Origin of the sequence: Anaeromassilibacillus sp. An172 (assembly GCF_002160515.1) — a bacterium.
GTDB lineage: Bacteria > Bacillota > Clostridia > Oscillospirales > Acutalibacteraceae > Limousia > Limousia pullorum.
The window spans coordinates 79213-99544 of record NZ_NFKS01000007.1; the positions used below are offsets into that span (position 1 = coordinate 79213).

General features: G+C 42.3%; 17 protein-coding genes. 5 read left to right on the plus strand and 12 right to left on the minus strand.

Annotated elements, in window-relative coordinates:
- Positions 1-242 precede the first annotated feature (242 nt).
- Together B5F08_RS05020 and B5F08_RS05025 are read right to left on the minus strand one after the other, a co-directional pair.
- Positions 243-1100 (minus strand): HAD family hydrolase, encoded by an 858-nt coding sequence (locus tag B5F08_RS05020; RefSeq protein ID WP_087377004.1) that lies wholly within the window; start codon positions 1098-1100, stop codon positions 243-245.
- Between the two features lie 33 nt (positions 1101-1133).
- Positions 1134-2096 (minus strand): peptidylprolyl isomerase, encoded by a 963-nt coding sequence (locus tag B5F08_RS05025; protein WP_158096222.1) that lies wholly within the window; start codon positions 2094-2096, stop codon positions 1134-1136.
- A 206-nt stretch (positions 2097-2302) separates the two neighbouring features.
- Here B5F08_RS05025 and B5F08_RS05030 point away from each other — a divergent pair, with 206 nt between their 5' ends.
- The 3 genes from B5F08_RS05030 to galE all read left to right on the plus strand — a co-directional run bounded on the left by B5F08_RS05030 (position 2303) and on the right by galE (position 5736).
- Entirely contained in the window at positions 2303-3232 is a 930-nt protein-coding gene (locus B5F08_RS05030) for a S1 RNA-binding domain-containing protein (protein ID WP_087377006.1), read from the plus strand.
- A 97-nt stretch (positions 3233-3329) separates the two neighbouring features.
- Positions 3330-4568 carry a DNA recombination protein RmuC gene (locus B5F08_RS05035; RefSeq protein ID WP_087377008.1) on the plus strand — a complete coding sequence of 413 codons (1239 nt, stop codon included), beginning with the start codon at positions 3330-3332 and terminating at the stop codon, positions 4566-4568.
- Positions 4569-4722: 154 nt separating this feature from the next.
- Positions 4723-5736 (plus strand): UDP-glucose 4-epimerase GalE, encoded by a 1014-nt coding sequence (galE, locus tag B5F08_RS05040; RefSeq protein ID WP_087377010.1) that lies wholly within the window; start codon positions 4723-4725, stop codon positions 5734-5736.
- A 35-nt stretch (positions 5737-5771) separates the two neighbouring features.
- On the opposite strand, the gene B5F08_RS05045 is transcribed toward galE, so the two are convergent.
- On the minus strand, positions 5772-6341 hold the full coding sequence (locus B5F08_RS05045) for a hypothetical protein (protein WP_087377012.1): 570 nt from the start codon (positions 6339-6341) through the stop codon (positions 5772-5774).
- Positions 6342-6585: 244 nt separating this feature from the next.
- Between B5F08_RS05045 and B5F08_RS05050 the strand changes: the two genes are divergently transcribed.
- Both B5F08_RS05050 and B5F08_RS05055 read left to right on the plus strand, forming a co-directional pair.
- Positions 6586-7434 (plus strand): PHP domain-containing protein, encoded by an 849-nt coding sequence (locus tag B5F08_RS05050; RefSeq protein ID WP_087377014.1) that lies wholly within the window; start codon positions 6586-6588, stop codon positions 7432-7434.
- Positions 7435-7457: 23 nt separating this feature from the next.
- A complete protein-coding gene (locus B5F08_RS05055; RefSeq protein ID WP_087377016.1) occupies positions 7458-8873 on the plus strand; it encodes an AI-2E family transporter in 1416 nt (471 codons plus the stop codon).
- Positions 8874-8914: 41 nt separating this feature from the next.
- Here the strand turns inward: B5F08_RS05055 and B5F08_RS05060 are convergent, their stop codons facing one another.
- From B5F08_RS05060 to B5F08_RS05100, 9 genes are all read right to left on the minus strand, one after another.
- Complete coding sequence (locus B5F08_RS05060) at positions 8915-9154, minus strand: helix-turn-helix domain-containing protein (RefSeq protein ID WP_087377018.1); 240 nt, start codon at positions 9152-9154, stop codon at positions 8915-8917.
- 14 nt (positions 9155-9168) lie between these two features.
- On the minus strand, positions 9169-9486 hold the full coding sequence (locus B5F08_RS05065) for a LysM peptidoglycan-binding domain-containing protein (protein WP_158096223.1): 318 nt from the start codon (positions 9484-9486) through the stop codon (positions 9169-9171).
- Between the two features lie 62 nt (positions 9487-9548).
- The gene (gene addA / locus B5F08_RS05070) at positions 9549-13139 is read right to left on the minus strand and encodes a helicase-exonuclease AddAB subunit AddA (protein WP_087377022.1); all 3591 of its coding nucleotides are present in this window, start codon (positions 13137-13139) and stop codon (positions 9549-9551) included.
- Positions 13139-16489: a PD-(D/E)XK nuclease family protein gene (locus B5F08_RS05075; protein ID WP_087377024.1), complete on the minus strand. Its 3351-nt coding sequence runs from the start codon at positions 16487-16489 to the stop codon at positions 13139-13141. Before B5F08_RS05075 ends, addA begins: the two co-directional genes overlap by 1 nt.
- A gap of 89 nt (positions 16490-16578) precedes the next feature.
- Positions 16579-17178, minus strand: coding sequence for a stage II sporulation protein R (gene spoIIR / locus B5F08_RS05080; protein WP_087377026.1), 600 nt, complete (start codon positions 17176-17178; stop codon positions 16579-16581).
- A gap of 62 nt (positions 17179-17240) precedes the next feature.
- Positions 17241-18128, minus strand: coding sequence for a 4-(cytidine 5'-diphospho)-2-C-methyl-D-erythritol kinase (ispE, locus tag B5F08_RS05085; RefSeq protein WP_087377028.1), 888 nt, complete (start codon positions 18126-18128; stop codon positions 17241-17243).
- A gap of 17 nt (positions 18129-18145) precedes the next feature.
- On the minus strand, positions 18146-19330 hold the full coding sequence (locus B5F08_RS05090) for an aminotransferase class I/II-fold pyridoxal phosphate-dependent enzyme (protein WP_087377030.1): 1185 nt from the start codon (positions 19328-19330) through the stop codon (positions 18146-18148).
- A 7-nt stretch (positions 19331-19337) separates the two neighbouring features.
- Entirely contained in the window at positions 19338-19817 is a 480-nt protein-coding gene (locus B5F08_RS05095) for an Lrp/AsnC family transcriptional regulator (protein WP_087377031.1), read from the minus strand.
- A 28-nt stretch (positions 19818-19845) separates the two neighbouring features.
- Complete coding sequence (locus B5F08_RS05100; protein ID WP_087377033.1) at positions 19846-20331, minus strand: hypothetical protein; 486 nt, start codon at positions 20329-20331, stop codon at positions 19846-19848.
- Between the last annotated feature and the right edge of the window lies 1 nt (position 20332).

Below are 20332 nucleotides of genomic sequence, written 5' to 3' on the forward strand. Positions count from 1 at the left end.
CCCCTATGTAATAGGTTAATTTTTATTTAAAAAAATAGGCTCTATCACAAACTTAATTGTGACAGAGCCATTGTTATTTCTAAAACTAACGTCTCACCCGGCGTGTAACTACGTCTATTTCTTAATCAAACCTCTGCACGCCGGAAATAAAAAACTCTGCCACAAACTTAATTGTGACAGAGCCATTGTCATTTCTAAACTCAAGGTCTCGCCCGGCGTGTGATGACGTTTATTTCTTGCAGTCACCCCTGCACGCCGGATATAAAAAACTTTTGGCGGACATTTTCAAAGTAGAGTTTGTCGCAGACGGCAATCTTGCGGATAATATTTTTTATTGTCATCTCAAGACTGCTGTTTTCGGAGTAGTCGGCGGGGAAAATATAGTCAACTCTTCCACGCTTTAAAAGCTCTCTGACCTTTGGGTTGTCGTTTTGATAAACAGCTATTGCCTGACCGCCGTAGGACTTCATCATCTTCATGCAGGGCACATCGGAAAGTCCGTCGCCTATGTAAACCATGTTGGTGAATGGCACTCGCTTTACGCTGTCGGGCATGGAACGGTTTAAGTCCTCGTCGTTGGAAACATCCAAAACGCCTTTGTTTATTCTGTAGACAAACTGGGTTTTGTTTGTGTAGTTTACCGCAGTTATGGGCCATACAGCCTGCTTTGTTTCATCGTCGTAATAAAACTCACAGGCGAAAATTTTCTTAAACTTGTGGCTTATGGATGTTCCCTCGATTATCTCTTTAAGTCCCGAGGAAATTACATAATGCTCTACCTGTACGCCTTGACTTTTTCCGAACTCGTCTATTCTGTCAAACCACGTGTCAAGTCCCTTGAAAAGCTCTACGCTTTTGCCTTGGTTTACCAAAGTTTCCCTGAAAACGGGGACGTTTTTTCTTTTGGCTTCCCTAATCATTGTGTACATGTAGGCAAGAACGCTGTCCATTTCCTTTTCCCTGCCGAATATATTGGCTTCCTGCCAAAACTGTGAGGAGGTCATGCCGAGGCTGGGTATGAACTGATAGTCCTGCATATCCCTTGTACAAAGGGTTTTGTCAAAATCGTACATTATAGCCGCAATGGATTTTTCTGACATGACTGCTCTCCTCTCCTATTTACACAGGAAAAATTATCCCTGATATGTTGTGATTTCAACTGATGTTACAATAACATCGTCGTAAGGCTTGTTTGTTTCGGAATCTGTCTCAACAGCGGCAATAGCGTCTACAACATCCATTCCCTCAAATACCTGAGCAAATACTGTGTGACCTCTGTCAACTGCGTTGTATGCGCCGTCAAGTGATGGGTTGCCGCCGTACCGGTTGTAAAGCTCCTTTACTTCCTCCGGAACGGATTCAGGATTATAGCAGTATGAACCGTACATTCCTGCAAAGTAGTCTGCAACGCCCTGTGCATGGTACATTGAAAGACCCTCATACATGTATTCCCACTGCTTCTGAAGTGCATCCCAGTCAATATTTTCAGGGCCTGCCTGGTTTATAAAGAACTGGCTTCCGTTTGTGTCACGGCCTGAGTTTGCCATAGCTACTGCGCCTCTCAGGTTCAAAAGCTTGTCGCAGAACTCATCCTCAAGGATTTCATCATTGTAGGTAGAACCGCCTGTGCCGTCTCCGTTCTCAAAGTCGCCGCCCTGAATCATAAAGTCGTCTATAACTCTGTGGAAAATAGTGTTGTCATATTTACCTGCCTTAGCAAGCTCAATAAAGTTGTTTACTGTGTTAGGAGCATTTTCCGGGAAGAGTCTTAAAGAAATATCGCCCATAGATGTGTGGATAATTGCGATTGTTTCTCCAACCTCCGGCATTTCAAGCTGGTATCCGTAGTCGTGCTCTGTATCTTCCTTGTAGGACTTTCCTACTACTTCGGCAACTTCATCAAGGTCTGCCGGGTCATAGGTAGCTTCTTCTGTTGCGCCCTCTTCGGTAGTTGATGCTTCTGTTGTTGTCTGTGCTGACTCGTCTGTTGATGTTGTTTCATTATTATCGCCTGAACATCCTGCCATTGAAAAAGCGGAAGCTGCCGCCATCATTACAGCAAGCATTACGCTTATGATTTTCTTTGAATTTTTCATTGTGTTCTTTCCTTTCATTATCCTTTGACCATATATATCTTTTGTTGCAAAAATAGGTCTGCACCATATATTTTATTATAAAATTACTACAATTTCAATAGAACTTGAATTTTACTTTCAAAATTCAAAAAAGCGTCACATTGGTTATATTAGGAAAAATCTTTTCATAGTATATTGAGAAAAGATAACAAAACGGAGGCGTTAAAATGACAGCATATTTACCGGAAGGAAATCTAATAAACACAGAAGAAAACCGAAACAGCCTTAAAAACCTCCAAACCCTGGGTGACGCCATGCGTGAGGAAAAAATATTAGAGGCGGTGGCGGTGGTCTGCGACGCAAAGCACAATTTAATTGTGGATTTGGGCGGAATTAAAGGAATTATCCCACGTGAAGAAGGTGCGGCAGGAATAAAAGAAGGCACTGTCAGGGATATCGCCGTTATCTCAAGGGTAAACCGCCCGGTTTGTTTTGTGATTACGGAAATAACCGCCGATGAAAACGGTTCTCCCCTCATTGTACTATCAAGGGAAAAGGCTCAGAAAAAATGCATGGAAAACTACACAAGCCGCCTGAGAAAAGGCGACGTTATCCCTGCAAAGATAACCCATTTGGAGCAGTTCGGAGCCTTTGCTGATATAGGCTGCGGAATTGTGGCTCTTTTGCCCATTGACTCAATTTCAGTTTCAAGAATTGAACATCCCAAAGAGAGATTTTATCCCGGCATGGATATAAAGGCAGTGGTGAAATCCATAGAAAACGGAAGAATTTCTTTAAGCCATAAAGAGCTTTTGGGAACATGGGAAGAAAACGCCCAAAGATTTACACCGGGAGAAACAGTCACGGGAATTGTCCGTTCAGTAGAAAACTACGGGGCATTTGTGGAGCTTTCCCCAAACCTTGCAGGACTGGCGGAAACAAAAGAGGGCGTCAAGGTAGGTCAGCAGGCAAGCGTTTACATAAAGAGCATTATCCCATCTAAAATGAAAATAAAGCTTATTATAATCGATACATTCCCATACAGCTACAGTCCCCATACTCCGGAATACTTCTTTAACGGCGACAGAATGGAAAGCTTTATGTATTCCCCTGAGGGCTGTGAAAAAATTATCTGCACGGATTTTTCCGATGACTGAAAAATAATAAAACATATTTCAACAAAATAACAGTCTGCAATTGACATCGAACATTTGTTATGGTATTATCATCTTAGTAATTATAAGAGGTGATAATATGAACGATGTACTGACATGGATTTTGGCTGTGGCAGTGATTATCCTTGCCGCAGCCGTCGTGTATCTTTTGTTCTCAAAAAAGAACGGTTCATCAGGTGGTATTTCCGAAAAGGCTCTCACCGACGCCCTTTACAAAAACAATCAGGCGTTACGTCAGGAGATGCAGAAAACCACCCAGCAGAGCATTTCTTCAATGGGAAACATGCTTTCCGTAAACCAGCAGAATTTCTCCGCTTCACAGACGGAAAAGCTTATGCAGCTGGAACAGCGACTTGGCACCTTTTCTTCGGACAACCAGCAGAAGCTGGAACAGATACGTCAGACCGTTGAAAAACGCCTTGAGTTTATCAGGGATGAAAACAGCCAAAAGCTGGAACAAATGAGGGCGACCGTTGACGAAAAGCTTCAAAAAACACTGGAAGAAAAAATGACACGCTCTTTCTCCCTTGTTACAGAAAGGCTGGAACAGGTTTACAAGGGACTTGGAGAAATGCAGAATCTCGCCGCAGGTGTGGGAGATTTGAAAAAGGTTCTCTCCAACGTAAAGACAAGGGGTATTTTGGGAGAGCTTCAGCTTTCCGCCATACTCAAGGAGATACTTTCACCGGAGCAGTACTGCGAAAATGTGGTTACTGTTCCCAAGTCAAAAAATCCCGTGGAATTTGCGGTAAAGCTTCCGGCTGAGGACAACGGCTTTATATATCTTCCTATAGACTCAAAGTTTCCCGGCGACACCTACACAGTCCTTGTGGATGCATACGAACAGGGCGACAAGGCAAAAATCGATGAGGCGGCAAAGGCTCTTGTTTCAAGACTTAAAAGTGAAGCCCGTGACATTCACGAAAAATATGTATGCCCGCCCTATACAACAGATTTTGCAATTCTTTTCCTGCCCTTTGAGGGACTTTATGCGGAAGCTGTAAACCGTGGAATGGTTGAAATTTTACAGCGTGAGTACAAAATAAACCTTGCAGGCCCCAGCACCATGGCGGCTTTGCTTAACAGCCTGCAAATGGGCTTTAAAACATTGGCTGTTCAAAAGCGAAGCGCACAGGTTTGGGAGGTTTTAAGCTCTGTTAAAGGTGAGTTCGACAAGTTTTCAACTGTTTTGGAAAACACACAGCAAAGATTGGAACAGGCAAACAACGAGCTGGACAAGCTGGTTGGAGTCCGCACAAGACAGATTCAGAGAAAACTGGAAAAGCTCCAGAGTGACAGCACGGATTCACAGATTTAATTATAATTTTTTAAAAATCATTCACTCTGTAAAAGCTGGTAAGTTTTAAATATTGTGCAATAAATGTTTAAAAATCTCTTGTTTTTTTCATTAAAAAGGTGTATCATTTTAGTGTAAAAAAGGTTTAGAAGCCTTAATAAAGGAGAGATTTGAAATGAACATTTTATTGACAGGCGGAGCCGGCTACATCGGTACTCATACTTGCATCGAGCTTTACAAGGCTGGTCACACTGCTGTTATCGTAGACAACTTCTGCAACAGCAGCCCTGAAGCAGTAAAAAGAGTTGAAGAGCTTATCGGACAGAAAGTACCTCTTTACAATGTAGACGTATGCGACTTCGAGCCTCTTGACAAAGTGTTTGAGGAAAACAAGATTGACGCAGTTATCCACTTTGCAGGACTTAAGGCTGTTGGCGAAAGCGTATCTATTCCGATTAAATATTACAGAAACAATATCGACTCCACACTTACACTTCTCGAAGTTATGAAGAAGCACGGAGTTCACAACATCGTATTCAGTTCTTCCGCAACAGTTTACGGTATTCCTGAGACAGTTCCTCTCGTAGAAACAATGCCAACAAGCTGCACCAACCCATACGGCTGGACAAAGCTTATGATTGAGCAGATTCTCAAGGATGCATGCGTTGCTGACCCTGACCTCTCTGTTGTTCTTCTCAGATACTTCAACCCAATCGGTGCTCACGAGAGCGGAAGAATCGGTGAGAATCCAAACGGTATTCCAAACAACCTTATGCCTTACATAACACAGGTTGCTGTTGGCAAGCTTAAATGCTTGGGCGTATTCGGAAATGACTACCCAACACACGACGGTACAGGTGTTCGTGACTTTATCCATGTTGTTGACCTTGCAAAGGGCCACGTTAAGGCTATCGACTATGCTGACGCTCATAAGGGTGCAGAGGTATTCAACCTGGGTACAGGTACAGGTTACAGCGTTCTTGACATCGTAAATGCATTCCAGAAGGTTAACGGCGTTGAAATTCCTTACGAAATCAAGCCACGCCGCCCAGGCGATATCGCAGAGTGCTATGCAGATCCTAAGAAGGCTTACGAAGGCCTTGGCTGGAAAGCAGAAAAGACTCTCGAGGACATGTGCCGTGATTCATGGCACTGGCAGTCAAGCAATCCTAACGGATACGAGGCTTAATTGCTCCCCTTAAATTAAACTAAAAATAACGAAGGTCATATTTTATGGCCTTCGTTTTCTTTTGCATAATTCTTTGTTTTTTCTGTAAATCTCACATCGAAAAATTCACCTATGCGTTTTATAAAATCATCCCTTTTTATCATCACAATGGTAAAAAACAAAAGTGATGCTGTACCTAAAATAATGGGATAAAGGGCAGGGTTACAGAAATTTAGCATTATAACTGCGTCCTCATTTTCAAGGGAGATACCAAAGCCCCACAGCACCGAGGATATACAGGAAATAAGAAGTGAAATTGATGTTATCACCCTAAAGAAAAAACCGGAATACCAAAGATAAAAATTCTTTTTAAAATTGAATATCACCGAAAAAAGAAATGTCATCACCATTCCGCCGCTTCCAATAAAAAGGATTTCAAAGGTTTCAAGTCCAATGGAGGAACAAAGCACCGAGGGCGTTGGAAAAATCTCCACGGACAAAACCTCCGCTCCTGCTAAAATAGAGAAAAAGGCATGTCCGCCCTCGTGTACCAAAGGAAAAACAAGGTAAATCAAAACAAAGGAAATCAGTAAAATTTTCAACAGTTTAATCAAATCTCGAGCCATTGTATCACCTCAATTATATTATGGATAATTTATCCGTAATTATTGAGATTTTTAATTTTTTCGTGACCGGTTAACTCTTTACTTTACAAAACAAAAGAAGTGTAATAATTTTATATTTTATCTGAAATTATGTTGCAAATTTAATCTATTTTTCTCCTGTAATACACAAAAGATCTTATTGCTTTAAATTTATAGGTATGATAATATAGATACGAATAAAAATCTAAAAAAGAAGATGGTTTAAATGATTAAAGACTATCATACACATACAGGTAATTCCGACGGCACAAAAACTCCTGAGGAGCTTATAGATTTGGCAGTTTCAAAAGGCGTTTCCGCACTGGCAGTGTCAGACCACGACAGCATAAAGGGATTGGAAACCGCCCAAAATTACTCAAAGGGAAAGCTTGATTTTCTCCCGGGCGTGGAGTTCACCACAAGGGAAGAACATTATCCTCACTGCGACGGCAAATACTGCCTGCACCTTTTGGGATACGGCTTTGATATTCATAACAAAGAACTCAACGATGCACTGGACGACAGAGCCGCAAGGGTAAGAAAGACCTACGATGTTCTTATAAAGAGCCTAGAAAAATACGGAATGTTTTTTGACTACACTCAGGTTGACATAAGCTGCGGAATCGTAATGCAGATGCTTGATATCGCCGCACACATAGAAAAAAACTACAGCGACAATCCAAACCTTGAAAAAGCAGTGGAGGACGTCTATAACTACAGTTCTGCTCTGGACAGCGAGAATTTTTCTTTAAAGGACTCCATAGACCTAATACATAAGGCAGGCGGCAAAGCGGTATGGGCGCATCCCTTTAATGTTTACAGAAATTTTAAGAAACAGCTTATTGATGAAAACCAGGTGGAAGCAATTCTGAAAAAAACCATAAGCTTAGGCGTTGACGGAATTGAAGCACTTTACGGAGATTTTACCCACGAAGAAAGACTCAGCCTTTGCAGGCTTGCAGAAAAATACGGACTGTTTGTAACCTGCGGAAGCGATTTTCACGGTTTTAAAAACAAGAGAAATCACTTTATTTCCTTTGATACAGATGAATATTCTCAGTTTGATGTACTATAAAATTAAAAAAAGAGGTGTATATATTGGATAACCAAAAACTATTTTTTAAACGCCTTGGAATCATAGTTGGCGGCGGTGTTGTTCTATACTGGGCGCTTAACAACTTGGGGCCCATATTTGATTTCCTGGGTGTTGTTATCGGATTTATTTTTCCTTTTATTTTAGGCGGATTTATCGCATTTCTTTTAAATATCCCAATGCGGTTTATCGAGCGCAATCTCACAAAGCTTGTTAGAGCCATCAGAAAAAAAGAACCGAAAAAAGAAAAATCAATGGTCATAAGGCTTGTAAGTCTTGTCTTGGCAATTGTATTGATTTTAGCCCTTTTGATTGGCGCCGCATTTATCGTAGCCCCTCAGATAGGCGAAACGGTTTCCTCACTTTCTGCGGAAATCCCCGGATTTATGAGGGAATGTCAGAAGTTCTTCCAAGAGGTTTCAAAATCCCTTCCGGGATATCTTTCATTCCTTGAGAACATTCAAATCGACTGGAACAATGTTGGAAAACAGATAACCGGATTTTTAAGCAGTTTCGGAACTCAGGCGGTTTCCTCCTCCATATCGGCGGCAACTGCGGTGTTCAGCGGTATCGGAACATTTTTCATGTCCTTTATCTTCGCTCTTTATATTCTTTTGGGAAAAGAAAGTCTTGCACGTCAGGTTAAAATCGTGCTTCGCTCTTTCCTTCCCAAAAAGGCATACAAGAAATTTTTCGATATCACAGCTCTTATCGACTCTGTATTCTCCGGATTTTTCTCCGGTCAGTGTCTTGAAGCCTTGATTTTAGGCTCTCTGTGCTTCATAGGAATGAGCATTTTCCGCTTCCCATATGCGGCAATGATATCCGTACTTATTGCAGTGCTTTCATTTATCCCGATTATCGGAGCTTTCACAGGATGCTTTGTAGGAGCATTTTTCATCCTCATACAAAACCCTATACAGGCAATCTGGTTTGTTGTTTACTTCCTTGTTTTACAGCAGATTGAAGGAAACTTCATTTACCCGAGAGTTGTGGGCGGCTCTATCGGACTTCCCGCCATGTGGGTTTTGGCTGCGGTAACTTTGGGCGGAAGCATTTTCGGCATAGCCGGAATGATACTCTTTATTCCGTTGACCTCTGTTGTCTACGCTCTCATAAAACAGACCGTCAAAAAGCGTGTTAAAAGACAAAAGCTTGAAAGACTTAGAGCCGAGGAAGAAAAGGCAAAAGCCAAGCAAAAAGTCGTACACGAAAAAAATGTTTCGGTTAAAACCGTAAAAGAAACCTCCGGTCAAGCCGAAAAAGTAATATCCCACGAGGACAAAAAAGCCGAGCCAAAGACAAGACCTGCTCCTGCAAAAAAGAGCAAGCCTGATGAAAAGCCTATAAACAGAAAAGAATTAAACATCGACATAGACTTGGACTCGGAAGAATACATTAAAAGAGAAGATAAAAAATAATCAAACCCCTTCGGTACAAAAAACGTATCGAAGGGGTTGTTTTATGGTTCGAGATTTTCTTCATTAAAAAGTGGAGAATTGAAAAATGTTTTAAGGTCGATTTCCAAACCCTGACATAATTCATGGATGACCCTGAGCTTTACGGACTCGTAAGAGCAGTTTATTATATTTCCTATTGTAGATTTCGGAACTCCGCTTTTCATGTAAAGCTGATATTGGGTCATGTTTTTTTCTTTTAACAATTCCAGAAACCGGCATCTTACCGCCTCGTTAAGCTTCATTCATCCACCGCCTTTTATTTTTCCCTAAGCTTTATTATCTTTCCTTTTCGCAGTCCTCCCGGGTTTTCGAGGTTGTTTATGTCTATAAGTACGTTTATAGGCACTCCGTTTTCCCGGGAGATTTTCCATAGAGTGTCGCCCTCTTTTACCCTGTAAAACATAGGGATTTTTGTTCCTTTAAGAGGGATTTTCAAAACCTCTCCTGGGCAGGCTCTTCTGGGTTTATCTATGGAGTTTTTTGTAAAAATATCCAGGGGAGAAACTCCGAACTTTTCCCCTATTTTCCAAAAGGTATCTCCCTTTTCTACTCTGTACATAAAATAGTCTTTCATATTATCACCGTATAAAATTCTCATATGACATAATATGATAATAAAATTTTACGGTGATAAATTTAAACTGAAACCTCTATTTCTTTTCCCAGGACTATGGAATAGATAAGGCAGGCGGAAACCTCAAGTCCTGTGGTTTGCTCCATGGCGTTTTTATAAAGGGCTATCTGTTTTCTGTATTCCTCTGCCAAAAACTCCGGTTCTTTTACCCTGTCGGTTTTATAGTCCACAATCACAAGCTTACCCTTTTCCTCAAAGGCAAGGTCAACCGCTCCCTGCAATATGACCTTTTCGTCTGAAAGTTCCTTTTGTATCTGAGGATTTACCATTGACACAGGAATTTCAACGGAAAATGTGTATTCCTTCATAACATTTTTTGAAGCTGTAATTCTCTTAAACAGAGGACTTTCTGTAAAGCTCTCCACAAGCTTTATGTCTATAGCTTCCGCCTGAGCAGGCGACAAAACACCTTTTTCCGCAAGTCTTTTTACTTCATTCTGAGGATTTTCTTTAAGTAAATTAAAATCACAGCTTTGGAAGAAAAGGTGCATTGCCGTTCCCTTTTGGGCGGCGGTGAGCTTCTCCTCTCCCAAAAATGCAGGTGGCGCAAGCTTTTTGAAATATACCGGCCTTTCCTTTTCGTTTAAAGCAGAAGCCGTAACCTTTACAGGTATGTCCGCAAGCTCACTGTAAGGATATTTAAAATTCTTTCTTTCCGTGAGGATTTTCTCAATTCTCTTTTCCTCTTCCTTGAGGCTGTTTTCATCGCAGGAAGCTTCCGTGGTGATTTCCTCTTCTTCCTCCTGAGTGTACTTAAAGATTTCTGTTTTCCAAACTTCCCTTTGTACGTTTTCCGCCCTGTAAATATCCTCGCAGTCCGCAAGCTTTCTCAGCTCTCCGCAGCATGGGTGCAAAAGACTGCACATTGTTATCCATTTTCCCGGAGAGCCGGCTTCCCTTACAAAATGGGATGGGATTTTCCCAACGCCTGTCATTCCAGCTCCCACGGCTTTAAGCTCTTTTTCCACATCCTTTGAGGAACAGAGCATTATAAGCTTTTCCTTTGCCCTGGTCATCGCCACATACAAAACTCTAAGTTCCTCCGACTTTTCGCTTCTTTTCATTTCTATGGCGAGAGCTTCTCTTGGCATTGTGCTTCTTCTGCACATAAGCTCAGGATAGGTTCGCTTCATGGCAACGCCTAACTTTGAATGTATAAGCACGTTTTGGGAAGCGTCCGATACAAAACCTTTAGACATGGCGGCTACAAAGCATATTGGAAATTCCAGCCCCTTGCTTTTGTGTATGCTCATTATTCTTACAGAGTTTGAACCCTGTGACTGGGTGTTTGCCGCTCCTGTCAAGTCAGAGCCGTATTCAAACAATCTGTCCACATATCTTATAAAGCCTGAAAGACCCTTATCGGAGTTTTTCTCATAGTCTGCGGCGTATTCTCTCAGTCTGCGCAGGTTGTTTACCGCTGTTTCTCCGTTTCCCGAGGCGCTGACAACCGCTTCTATTCCGGTAACGTCATAGACCTTGCTCATAAGCTCCTGAGCGGACATAACTGCCGCCATGGCTCTGAAATTTGAAATCTCCTCTGTAAACTTTTCAAAACGCTCCACCACGCTTTTAGGGGGCGTAGTTTCTCCTGTTTTGTTTCCCTCCGAATATTTTGAAATTATATCCAGCATTGAACCGTAAAGTCTTGGTGAATCTGAAAAAATTCTCAGCATCGACATTTCATCTGCGCTGAATCCGTAAAGGGGACTCATCATCACCGAGATAAGAGGTATATCCTGCACAGGATTGTCGATTATTCTGAGGATATTCATAGCAAGAGCTACCTCTTTGTTTTTGAGAAATCCCTCGGACTTCTCGTAAACCGCAGGTATTCCGTATTTTTCAAGCTCCTTTATGTAGATAGGGAAAAAGGAATTTGCGTTTCTCAAAAGTATTGCAAAGTCGCCGAAATCAGGCGGTACCTGCTGTCCGTCACGGGTTATCCTCATTGTGGAGCGGAGTTTTCTTATTTCCTCCGCAATGTGCCTTGCCTCAAATACGCACATATCTCCGCCGCCGGGGTATTCCAGAAAATGAACCTCCACACCGGCTTCTTCCGTTTCCGGATAGGATGCGCCGGACACAAGCATTTCATCCTCGTTGTACTCCATGTCGCCAACCTCTTTTGACATAAGGCGTTCAAAGGCAAAGTTTACCCCGTCGGTGACTGTCTTTCGGCTTCTAAAATTCTTTTCCAGAATTATTTTCGCAGGGTAGTTATCCTTGTCGGGATTATATCTTTCACAGCTTTCACGTCTTCTCAGAAATATTTCCGGCATCGCCTGACGGAAACCGTAAATGCTCTGCTTTACGTCGCCAACCACAAAGAGATTTTTTTCACGGCTTATAGCTTTAAAAATCAAATCCTGAACCTCGTTGGCGTCCTGATACTCGTCAACCATAACCTCATCAAATCTCTGAGAAATTCTGTCTGCTTCCTCGGTAAAGGTTATTTCGCCGTTCTCTCTTTTTACAAGAATTTGCAGAGTGTAATGCTCCAAATCGCTGTAGTCAACTATGTTTTTGCTTTCCTTGAGCTTTGAAAAATTCTCCCCGAACTCCTTTATGCACAAAAACATCTGTTCAACAATGGGGCGGAGATAGTCTATATCCTCAAGACATTCCTCCTCGCTTTGGGCGAAAAGCTTCTGCATTTCCTCGACTGTGCTTTTTATTATTTCTCTGTTTTGTTTTAGCTTTACCGCCAATGGGTGGTCTTTATAACCCCTTGGAGTTCTGAAAGTTCCCTTTTCAAATGATGAAAGCTTCTGTTTTATTTCGTCCCATGTGCCACTTTCAAGAGTTTCGCTCATGCTCCTTAAAAAAGCCAAATCGGAAGCCAGCAAAAGGTTTATGGCGTTGTAGATTTTTTCTTCCTCTGTGGAAATCTCCATAGAAATTTCAGCCACGGACAAGCTGTACTGACATGCGCCCACGCAGTAATCACGGATAATTTTTCCCCATACTGTCTGTGAAACCTCCTGACCCTCTCTGTAAAAGCTTAGCTTTTCCTGAAGCCAGCTGTCGGCAAAGGGGTGTGACCTTAAAAAGTCGTACAATCTAAATATGATATTTCTAAGCTTAACGTCGTCACGTCCCGAGGAAAAGGCGGAGGCAAGCCGGTTAAAATACTCATTGTTTTCACCGTAAAATTTGCTGAGGGTTAAGTCCATAGCCTCGTTGCGCATTACCATAAGCTCCCCGTCCTCGCCTATTCTCACATCTGCTGAGATATCAAGACTTGAGGAAAACTCCCTTATAACTCGTGAACAAAAGCTGTGTATTGTGGAGATGTCCGCCTTTGCCAAAAGGTTCTGCTGACGTCTTAATGCAGGGTTTAACGGGTCTTTTTCCAGCAGCTCGCTTATTCTGTCGTTTATTCTTTGAAGCATTTCCGCAGCAGCCGCCCTTGTGTAGGTAACCACAAGAAGCCTGTCGGCGTCGCAGGGCTTTTCGCTGTCGGTTATTCTCTCTATTACCCTCTGAACCAAAACCGCTGTTTTTCCCGAACCTGCGGCGGCGGAAACTATCAGGGAACCTCCCCTTGCATTTATTGCGTTCTTTTGATTTTCAGTCCACTGTCTGCCCATTACTGTCCGCCCTCCTCATTTTCAAGAATTTCCATAACGTCTGCTTTGCTAAGCTTAAATACTTCCCTGCTCTCCATTCCCTCTTCATAGCCGCACACCTGCCAGTAAGGACAAAAAGCGCAGGCGTCTGTTGTTCCCTTTGCGGGAATCTGACCTATTTTTCCGTTAAGCAGTTCCTTTACCATCTTTTTAAGAATGGAATTTATCTTGTCAAAAATTCTCTTTATTTCCACAGCGTTTACAAGGCTTTCAGTGCTTGTGTACTTATCGCCGCTTTTGTTGAGCTTTACAGGAAGATAAACTCCCCCCACGTTCTTTTCCATGCCCTTTATAACTGTGTCGTTATTGAGCACAAGGCCTTTCATTTTTCTTTCCTTGTCTATCTCCTGCTGGATTTTTCCGCTGTCCATGGAGAAATCTGAGTCAACAAAGACGCTTCCCGACGGCATATAGAGTATTCCTGCTGGGATTGGTTTTGTTCCTTTGTATTTTCCCGTTCCCTGACACAGAGCTTCCATATATATGAGCATCTGCATATTAAGACCAAAAAGAATATCCGAAAGCTTAAACTCCTTTTTGCCGGTTTTGTAGTCTATTATTCTCACATAGGTTTCGCCGTTTTTCTCCATAACGTCAACCCTGTCGATAACTCCGTAAACCGATATACTTGCGCCCTCTTCGGTTTCTATTTTGTAGGGCTCTATATCTTTTCCTATGCTGAGTTCAAAATCTCTCGGCACAAATTCGCTTTGGGAAAGCTCCTCACTTATTCTCTCGATAAGTCCTGCGGCGTTATCCCTGAGCTTTTCCATAAGGAACATAAGGGAGTGATTTTCCTTTGCTTCCTCGCCCAAATATTTTTCGCTGTACTGCTCCAAAAGCTCTTGAACCTTTGAAACTATTTCCTCTTTGGTGAGAATTTTTTCCCTGTCAAAATCCTTGAAATAGTTTTCCAAAGTATAATGTATGATAGTTCCGTACTCGCTTGGTGTCATCTTTGCGGTTTTTCTCTCCTGGGCTTTCAGTCCGTAGGTGCAAAAATAGCTAAAGGGGCAAAGATGATATTTTTCCGCCTGGGAAGCGGACATGGCAAAGTTTTTACCGAACAAGGCTTTTGCTGTATCGGGATTTTCTATAACGGAATGACTGCGCTTTACCGCTCTTTCCAAAGCTTTCATTTTGTTTTTGTATTCCTCAGAATTTTCAAAATACTTTACAAGTCCGAAAGCAAAACCGTCGCTTGTTCTGTCGCCGTATTTTTTTGCGCAAAGCTCAAAGGAGGGCTTTTCACACCACAGCACCTGTTCAGGCTCTAAAAATTCATCTGTTTCTATATGTATCTGAGGGAAAATTCTCAAAATCTCACGAACTATAACCGAGGGTTCGTTTTCATCTCCTGAAAGTGATGTTCTGTACCAGGAAACAAAGACCTTTTTACTTGAAGCGGAAAGGGCATAATAGGCGATAAACTTTTCCTTGTTTAAAACCTCTTCAAAGAAATCGGAAGCCGGAAGTCCCAGATTATAAAGCTCCTTTTTCTCCCTGTCGCTGAAAATTCCCTCTTCTACCGGCACGGTGGGGAACTGTCCCTCTATAGCTCCCACAATGAAAACAGCCTTTGCTCCGTTTAGTCTTATTCTGTCCGCCTGACCCATTGTGACCCTGTCCAAACCCTCGGGGATAAAGGCGATTTCCGAGGCTTGAAACTGTAAATCAAGAAGCTCCGAATATCTTTTAAGGCTCAGTCTGCTGTCACCTAAAATCAAAACCATTTTGTCGAGGATTCCCATGACCATTTCCCACAATCGCACCTGTTCCTCGCTTTGGTTTTCAAGTCCAAGCTTTGAAAGGCTCTGATACATATTTTCAAGCTGTTCCTCTGTGTGCAAATCCTTTAAGAGCTGATAGAGTGATTTTGAAATCTCCCTGCAACCCGTATCATCACAGCTGTTTTTAAAATTCATAAGAGGCGTCATTATTTTCTGTCTTATGGCTTCAAGTTCCATAAGCTCCGCCTGCTCCTTTTTCCCCATCTCCGCACCGAAGCCCGAGGGGTTGGCGGTAAATGGCTTTGTCAGGTTCTTTCCTGTTATAGACCACATAAGCAGGTAATTTTCAAACACCGAGGTTTCGTAAGCAGTCACATTTGTAAGTCCGGTTTTCATAATTTTTAAAACCTCTTCACGGTCAAAACCTGAAACTGCGGCGGAAATACAGCCTTTTATAAGTCTAATGAGGGGCTTTACGCTTATGTCCTCGGGAATATCGCAGAAATATGGGATTTCGTACTTGTCAAAAACCGTTGTAATAACCGGCGCATAGCTCTCCCCATGGCGAAACACCACCGAAATATCCCCGTATCTGAAATTCTCTTCAATTATCAGTTTTTTAATTTCACAGGCGACATTTTCCGCCTCGGAATAAATACTGCCGCATCGTGAAAGAAAAACATTTTCAACTGCATCGTCGCAGGTTTCAGAGCTTCCGGAAAGAAAACCACGCTCAAGATACAAAAGCTCATCATTTTCAAAGCGTTTGTTTTCCTGCAAAACCACAGGCTTTGAGATTTCTATATTATTTTCTTTTGCCTGATTTTCAAAAATTCTCCTGTTGGCTCTTGTGGAGGCGAAAAGTCCCGAGCCGTCGGGAGCAGTTGGGTCGTCGGTTACGGTCATGTAAAACTGTGAGCTTCTCTCCATTATTTTTGAAAGCAGTTTTGTCTGCCTGCCGGTGAAATCTCTGAAAGAATCCACCGCCACAACCATTCCTTTAAAAAGGTCTGTGCCTGCAAGTCGGTCATATGCCGCCTCTGTCATGTCAAAGGGGTCGATTTTGTTTTCCCTGTCGTCGTTTAAAATTGCGTCGTAAGCACTGTAAACCAATGCGGTTTCAGAAAGCTTGGCTTTAAGCATTTTATCCTTTGTTTTTGAAGAAACATCCTCAAGCATCTGAGGAGTTATTCCCCATTTTTTATAGTCGGTGACGGTCTGCAAAAGTGTTTTTATGTACTCCCCTCGCCTTTTTTCCGAGGAGAAAAGGGAAAGATTCTGGGCGGTTTCCTCCAAAGCCAAAGACATAACAAGCTGTCTGTCACCGTCATCTATACACAAGGGAATTTTCCCCTCTGTATTTTCAAAAATATACTTGCAAAGTCTTGTAAATCCGAAAACCAGAACATTTCCCGCAAGCTTAGGCCCCAGCAAACGCAAAAACATTTTTTCGTTTTCAAAGGTGCTTTGGTCAGGGACAATCATCATGCATTTTTCCCCGCCGGCGGCAATTTCCGCCAATATTTGAGAAACTCTCCGGGTTTTTCCGCATCCGCTTCGTCCTGTTATTATATTAAGCACATTATCACCTCTTGATTATTATATTTCATCTCATCAATCATATTATTTTTAAATTATATCACAATTTATAGGTCATAAAAAGGTCATGTTTAAAATCCTAAAAATTTAAAAAAGCTTGTTACCGCCTCAACGATTTTAAATTTGAACTCATATTTATTTCCCGAGGAAACCACACTGCATTCCTGGGGCGTCAGGTTTTCCTCAAAGCTTTCATAATCTGTGGACGTCCCAACGCACAATGAGGGATACAAAACGCACCACCAGTTTTCACCTTTCGCCTTGCCTATTTTAATCTGCAAGGCTGTGTATTTTCCTGCCGGCATTGTTACGCTTCCGTAGTATCTTGTATTGAAATATTCCTCACACAGCTGCACAGATACTGTGTAATCCTTCCCCTGCTCTTTAATAACGGTGGCTGCAGTTTTGTTCAGCTCTTCAAGGTTTTCAAGGGTTATTTCCTTTGCTTCCTCCAAAGACTGAGCTTCTGTAAAAAGCTCCTTGCACTCCTTGGTTATTTCGTCCCTTACCAAAAGCTTTAACTCCTGGTCTTCGTTTGTATCTGAATTTGCAAGTATATGTAATCTCAGAACATCCTGGGTCAGCGTTTCACACACTGTCTGAAAAGGTAAAAAGGAAAATATTACAGTGAGAACAAATCCCACGCACATGGATTTAAACATTATTTTCATAAAAAAACCTGCCCTTCACGTTTCTTAACGTGATTATGGGCAGGTATTTTTTTAATATTCATTTAATCCAAATCAACCGAAACAATTTTACAGCCGTCCTTTACAGGCTTGCAGAGAAATACATCCTGATAGTTTTCTTTCAAAACCTCTATGCATTTTTTCGCATGTCTTTCGGAGGAGAAAAGTCCGTAAACAGCCGAACCGGAACCGGTCATCAAAGCGCCTTTTGCCTTGTTTTGGTACATGATTTTCTTTATCTCGGCAACCTGAGGAATTTGCAGAGCCTCTTCAAAATCGTTGTAAAGTGTGGCACAGAAATTTCTTAAATCTCCGTTATAGATAGACCTGATAAGGTACTTGCTATAGTCCGCAACCTTTGCCGGCATCTCGTCCACCTTGGCGTAAGCTTCCTTTGTGGAAACGGAAACATCCTGTGGCTTGCAGATTACAATCTGAGCCCTTGGCATTGACCTTATTTTTTCCAGAGTTGCGCCGGTTCCTGTGCCGTACTGAGTTCCGCCGTTTATGCAGAATGGAACGTCAGCGCCCACCCTTTCGCCTATCTGACAAAGCTCCTTTGTCTTTAAATGGGCGTCAAACATTCTGTTAAGTCCCACAAGCACAGCCGCTCCGTCGCTGCTTCCGCCGCCCATGCCCGCCTGTGTTGGGATGATTTTTTTTATCTCGATATGCACTCCCGACTGAGGTATTTTTGTATAGTTAAAAAACTGCACAGCCGCCTTGTAAACTATGTTTGTTTCGTCGCAGGGAACTCCCGGATAATCACAGGAAACAGTGATTTCTCCGCTGTCGTTGGAGGTAAGTATTATCTCGTCGTAAATGGACACAGCCTGCATAACCGTTGAAACGGAGTGATAGCCGTCGCTTCTCAAGCCGTTTACATCCAGTGACAGGTTGATTTTTGCCGGAGCCAAAACATTTATTTTCATAGAGTTTCTCCTCTTGTTTAGGAATTTTCCTCTTTAAGTTCCTTTAAAAATTCTTCTATTCTCTTTAAAGCCTCTTTAAGATGGGCAAGGGAGTAGGAATAGGAAACTCTCACATAGCCCTCGCCGCTTTCTCCGAAAGCGTTGCCCGGAACAACAGCCACATGCTTTGCTTTTAAAAGTCTTGTGCAGAACTCCTCTGAGGAAAGTCCTGTTGACTTGATGCATGGGAACACATAGAATGCGCCCTGTGGGTCAAAGCAGGTAAGTCCCATTTTGTTAAAGCTTCCCACTAAAAGACGTCTTCTCATGTTGTACTGATTTCTCATGTTTTCTATATCCTTATCGCCGTTTTTAAGGGCTTCAATAGCCGCATACTGGGCAGTTGTGGGAGCTGACATAATGCCGAACTGATGAAGCTTTGTTATCTGGTCGATAACAGGCTTCGGGCCTAAGGCGTATCCCAAACGCCAGCCGGTCATTGCGTAGGTTTTGGAAAATCCGGAAACCACGACTGTTCTTTCCTTCATATTTCCTATGGAGGAAAAAGCCACATGGCCTTTTCCGTTGTAGGTAAGCTCTCCGTAAATTTCATCGGAAAGTACAAAAAGGTCGTGCTTTTCAATAACCTCGGCAATAGCTTCAAGTTCCTCTCTCTCCATAATCGCACCTGTGGGGTTGTTTGGGAAAGGAAGTATCAGCACCTTTGTTTTGTCGGTGATTTTTTCCTCTATGTCCTGAGGTGTAAGCTTGAAGTTGTTTTCCTTTTTGGTTTCTATGATAACCGGAGTGGCGTCTGCCATAACAGCCAGCGGCTCATAACAGACGAAAGACGGCTGAGGAATTAAAACCTCGTCGCCTTCCTCAACAACACATCTCAAAACCACGTCAATAGCTTCGCTTCCGCCTACAGTTACAAGGATTTCATCGTTGGGGTCGTACTTTACGTTAAATCTTCTGTCAAAGTAATTTGAAATTTCCTGTCTGAGCTTTATAAATCCCCTGTTTGGGGTGTACCATGTTTTTCCCTTTTCAAGAGAGTCAATTCCGGCTTGTCTTATATGCCAAGGTGTCTGGAAGTCCGGCTCACCGATACTAAGTGATATAACGTCCTCCATTTCGTTGGCAATATCAAAAAACTTTCTTATGCCGGACGGTTTGACCTCTTTTATCTTTTTATTTAATATCTTTGAATAATCCACCATTGTTTTCTCAAATACCCTCTCTTTCCTCTTGCTTCTCTATGTTGGAATCAAGCAGAATACCGCCCTCTTTATATCTCTTAAGCAAGAAATGGGTGGCTGTGGAAATGATTCCCTCCATAGCGGAAAGCTTTCTGGAAACAAAGGTCGCCACATCCTGAATGGTTTCGCCTCTTACGTATACAGCAAGGTCGTAAGCTCCTGCCATAAGGTAAACTGACTCAACCTGTTCAAATTCGGTAATTCTCTGGGCAATTTCGTCAAAACCGGTTTCCATCTTAGGTGTTACTTTAAGCTCAATAAGAGCGGTAACTCCTGCGTCCTGAACCTTTTCCCAGTTTACAAGAGCCTTATAGCCCACGATTATACCGCTTTTTTCATATTCTCTTATCTGTGCTTTTATATAATCCTCAGGCTCATTAAGCATCATGGCAAGCTGAGCTGTGGAGAAATTTGTACTTTCACTGAGTAAAGCCAATAAACGATTCATAACATTACCACCTTTTCATAGGGTTATTTTATATTGTTTGGAACACTTCGCAGTCAACAGCCTTTTCCATTGAAAGGCATACGGCAACGCCTATGGAAAACAGCTCCCTCTGTTCGCAGAATATATTTAAAGCAAGGGCGTCGCACTTTCCCACTCCCGCTTTTGAAACCGCCGCCACAACAGAGTTATCAGCGTCCACTATATCATAGGATTTTTTCCGCACATCCCCTCTGATGTGCCAGCTTATTCCGTAAAAAATACATTCCGGCACCGTGCCGTGGCTTGTCACAAGAGAAATCCTCTCTCCTCCCGATGAAATGGAATAAAGCGTATACATGGGAAGATTTATTCTCCTGATGACAAGTCGTTTTATTCCGGAATTATCCTTTATATACGCCTTTGACATGGGTGTTCCCTCTTTGGCTGTGACCGTGTATTTATCATCACTCATGCAGTCTTTAACTGTAAAAATAACATTTCCTGATGTTGTTTCTCTTTTCAGAAAGACTTTCATA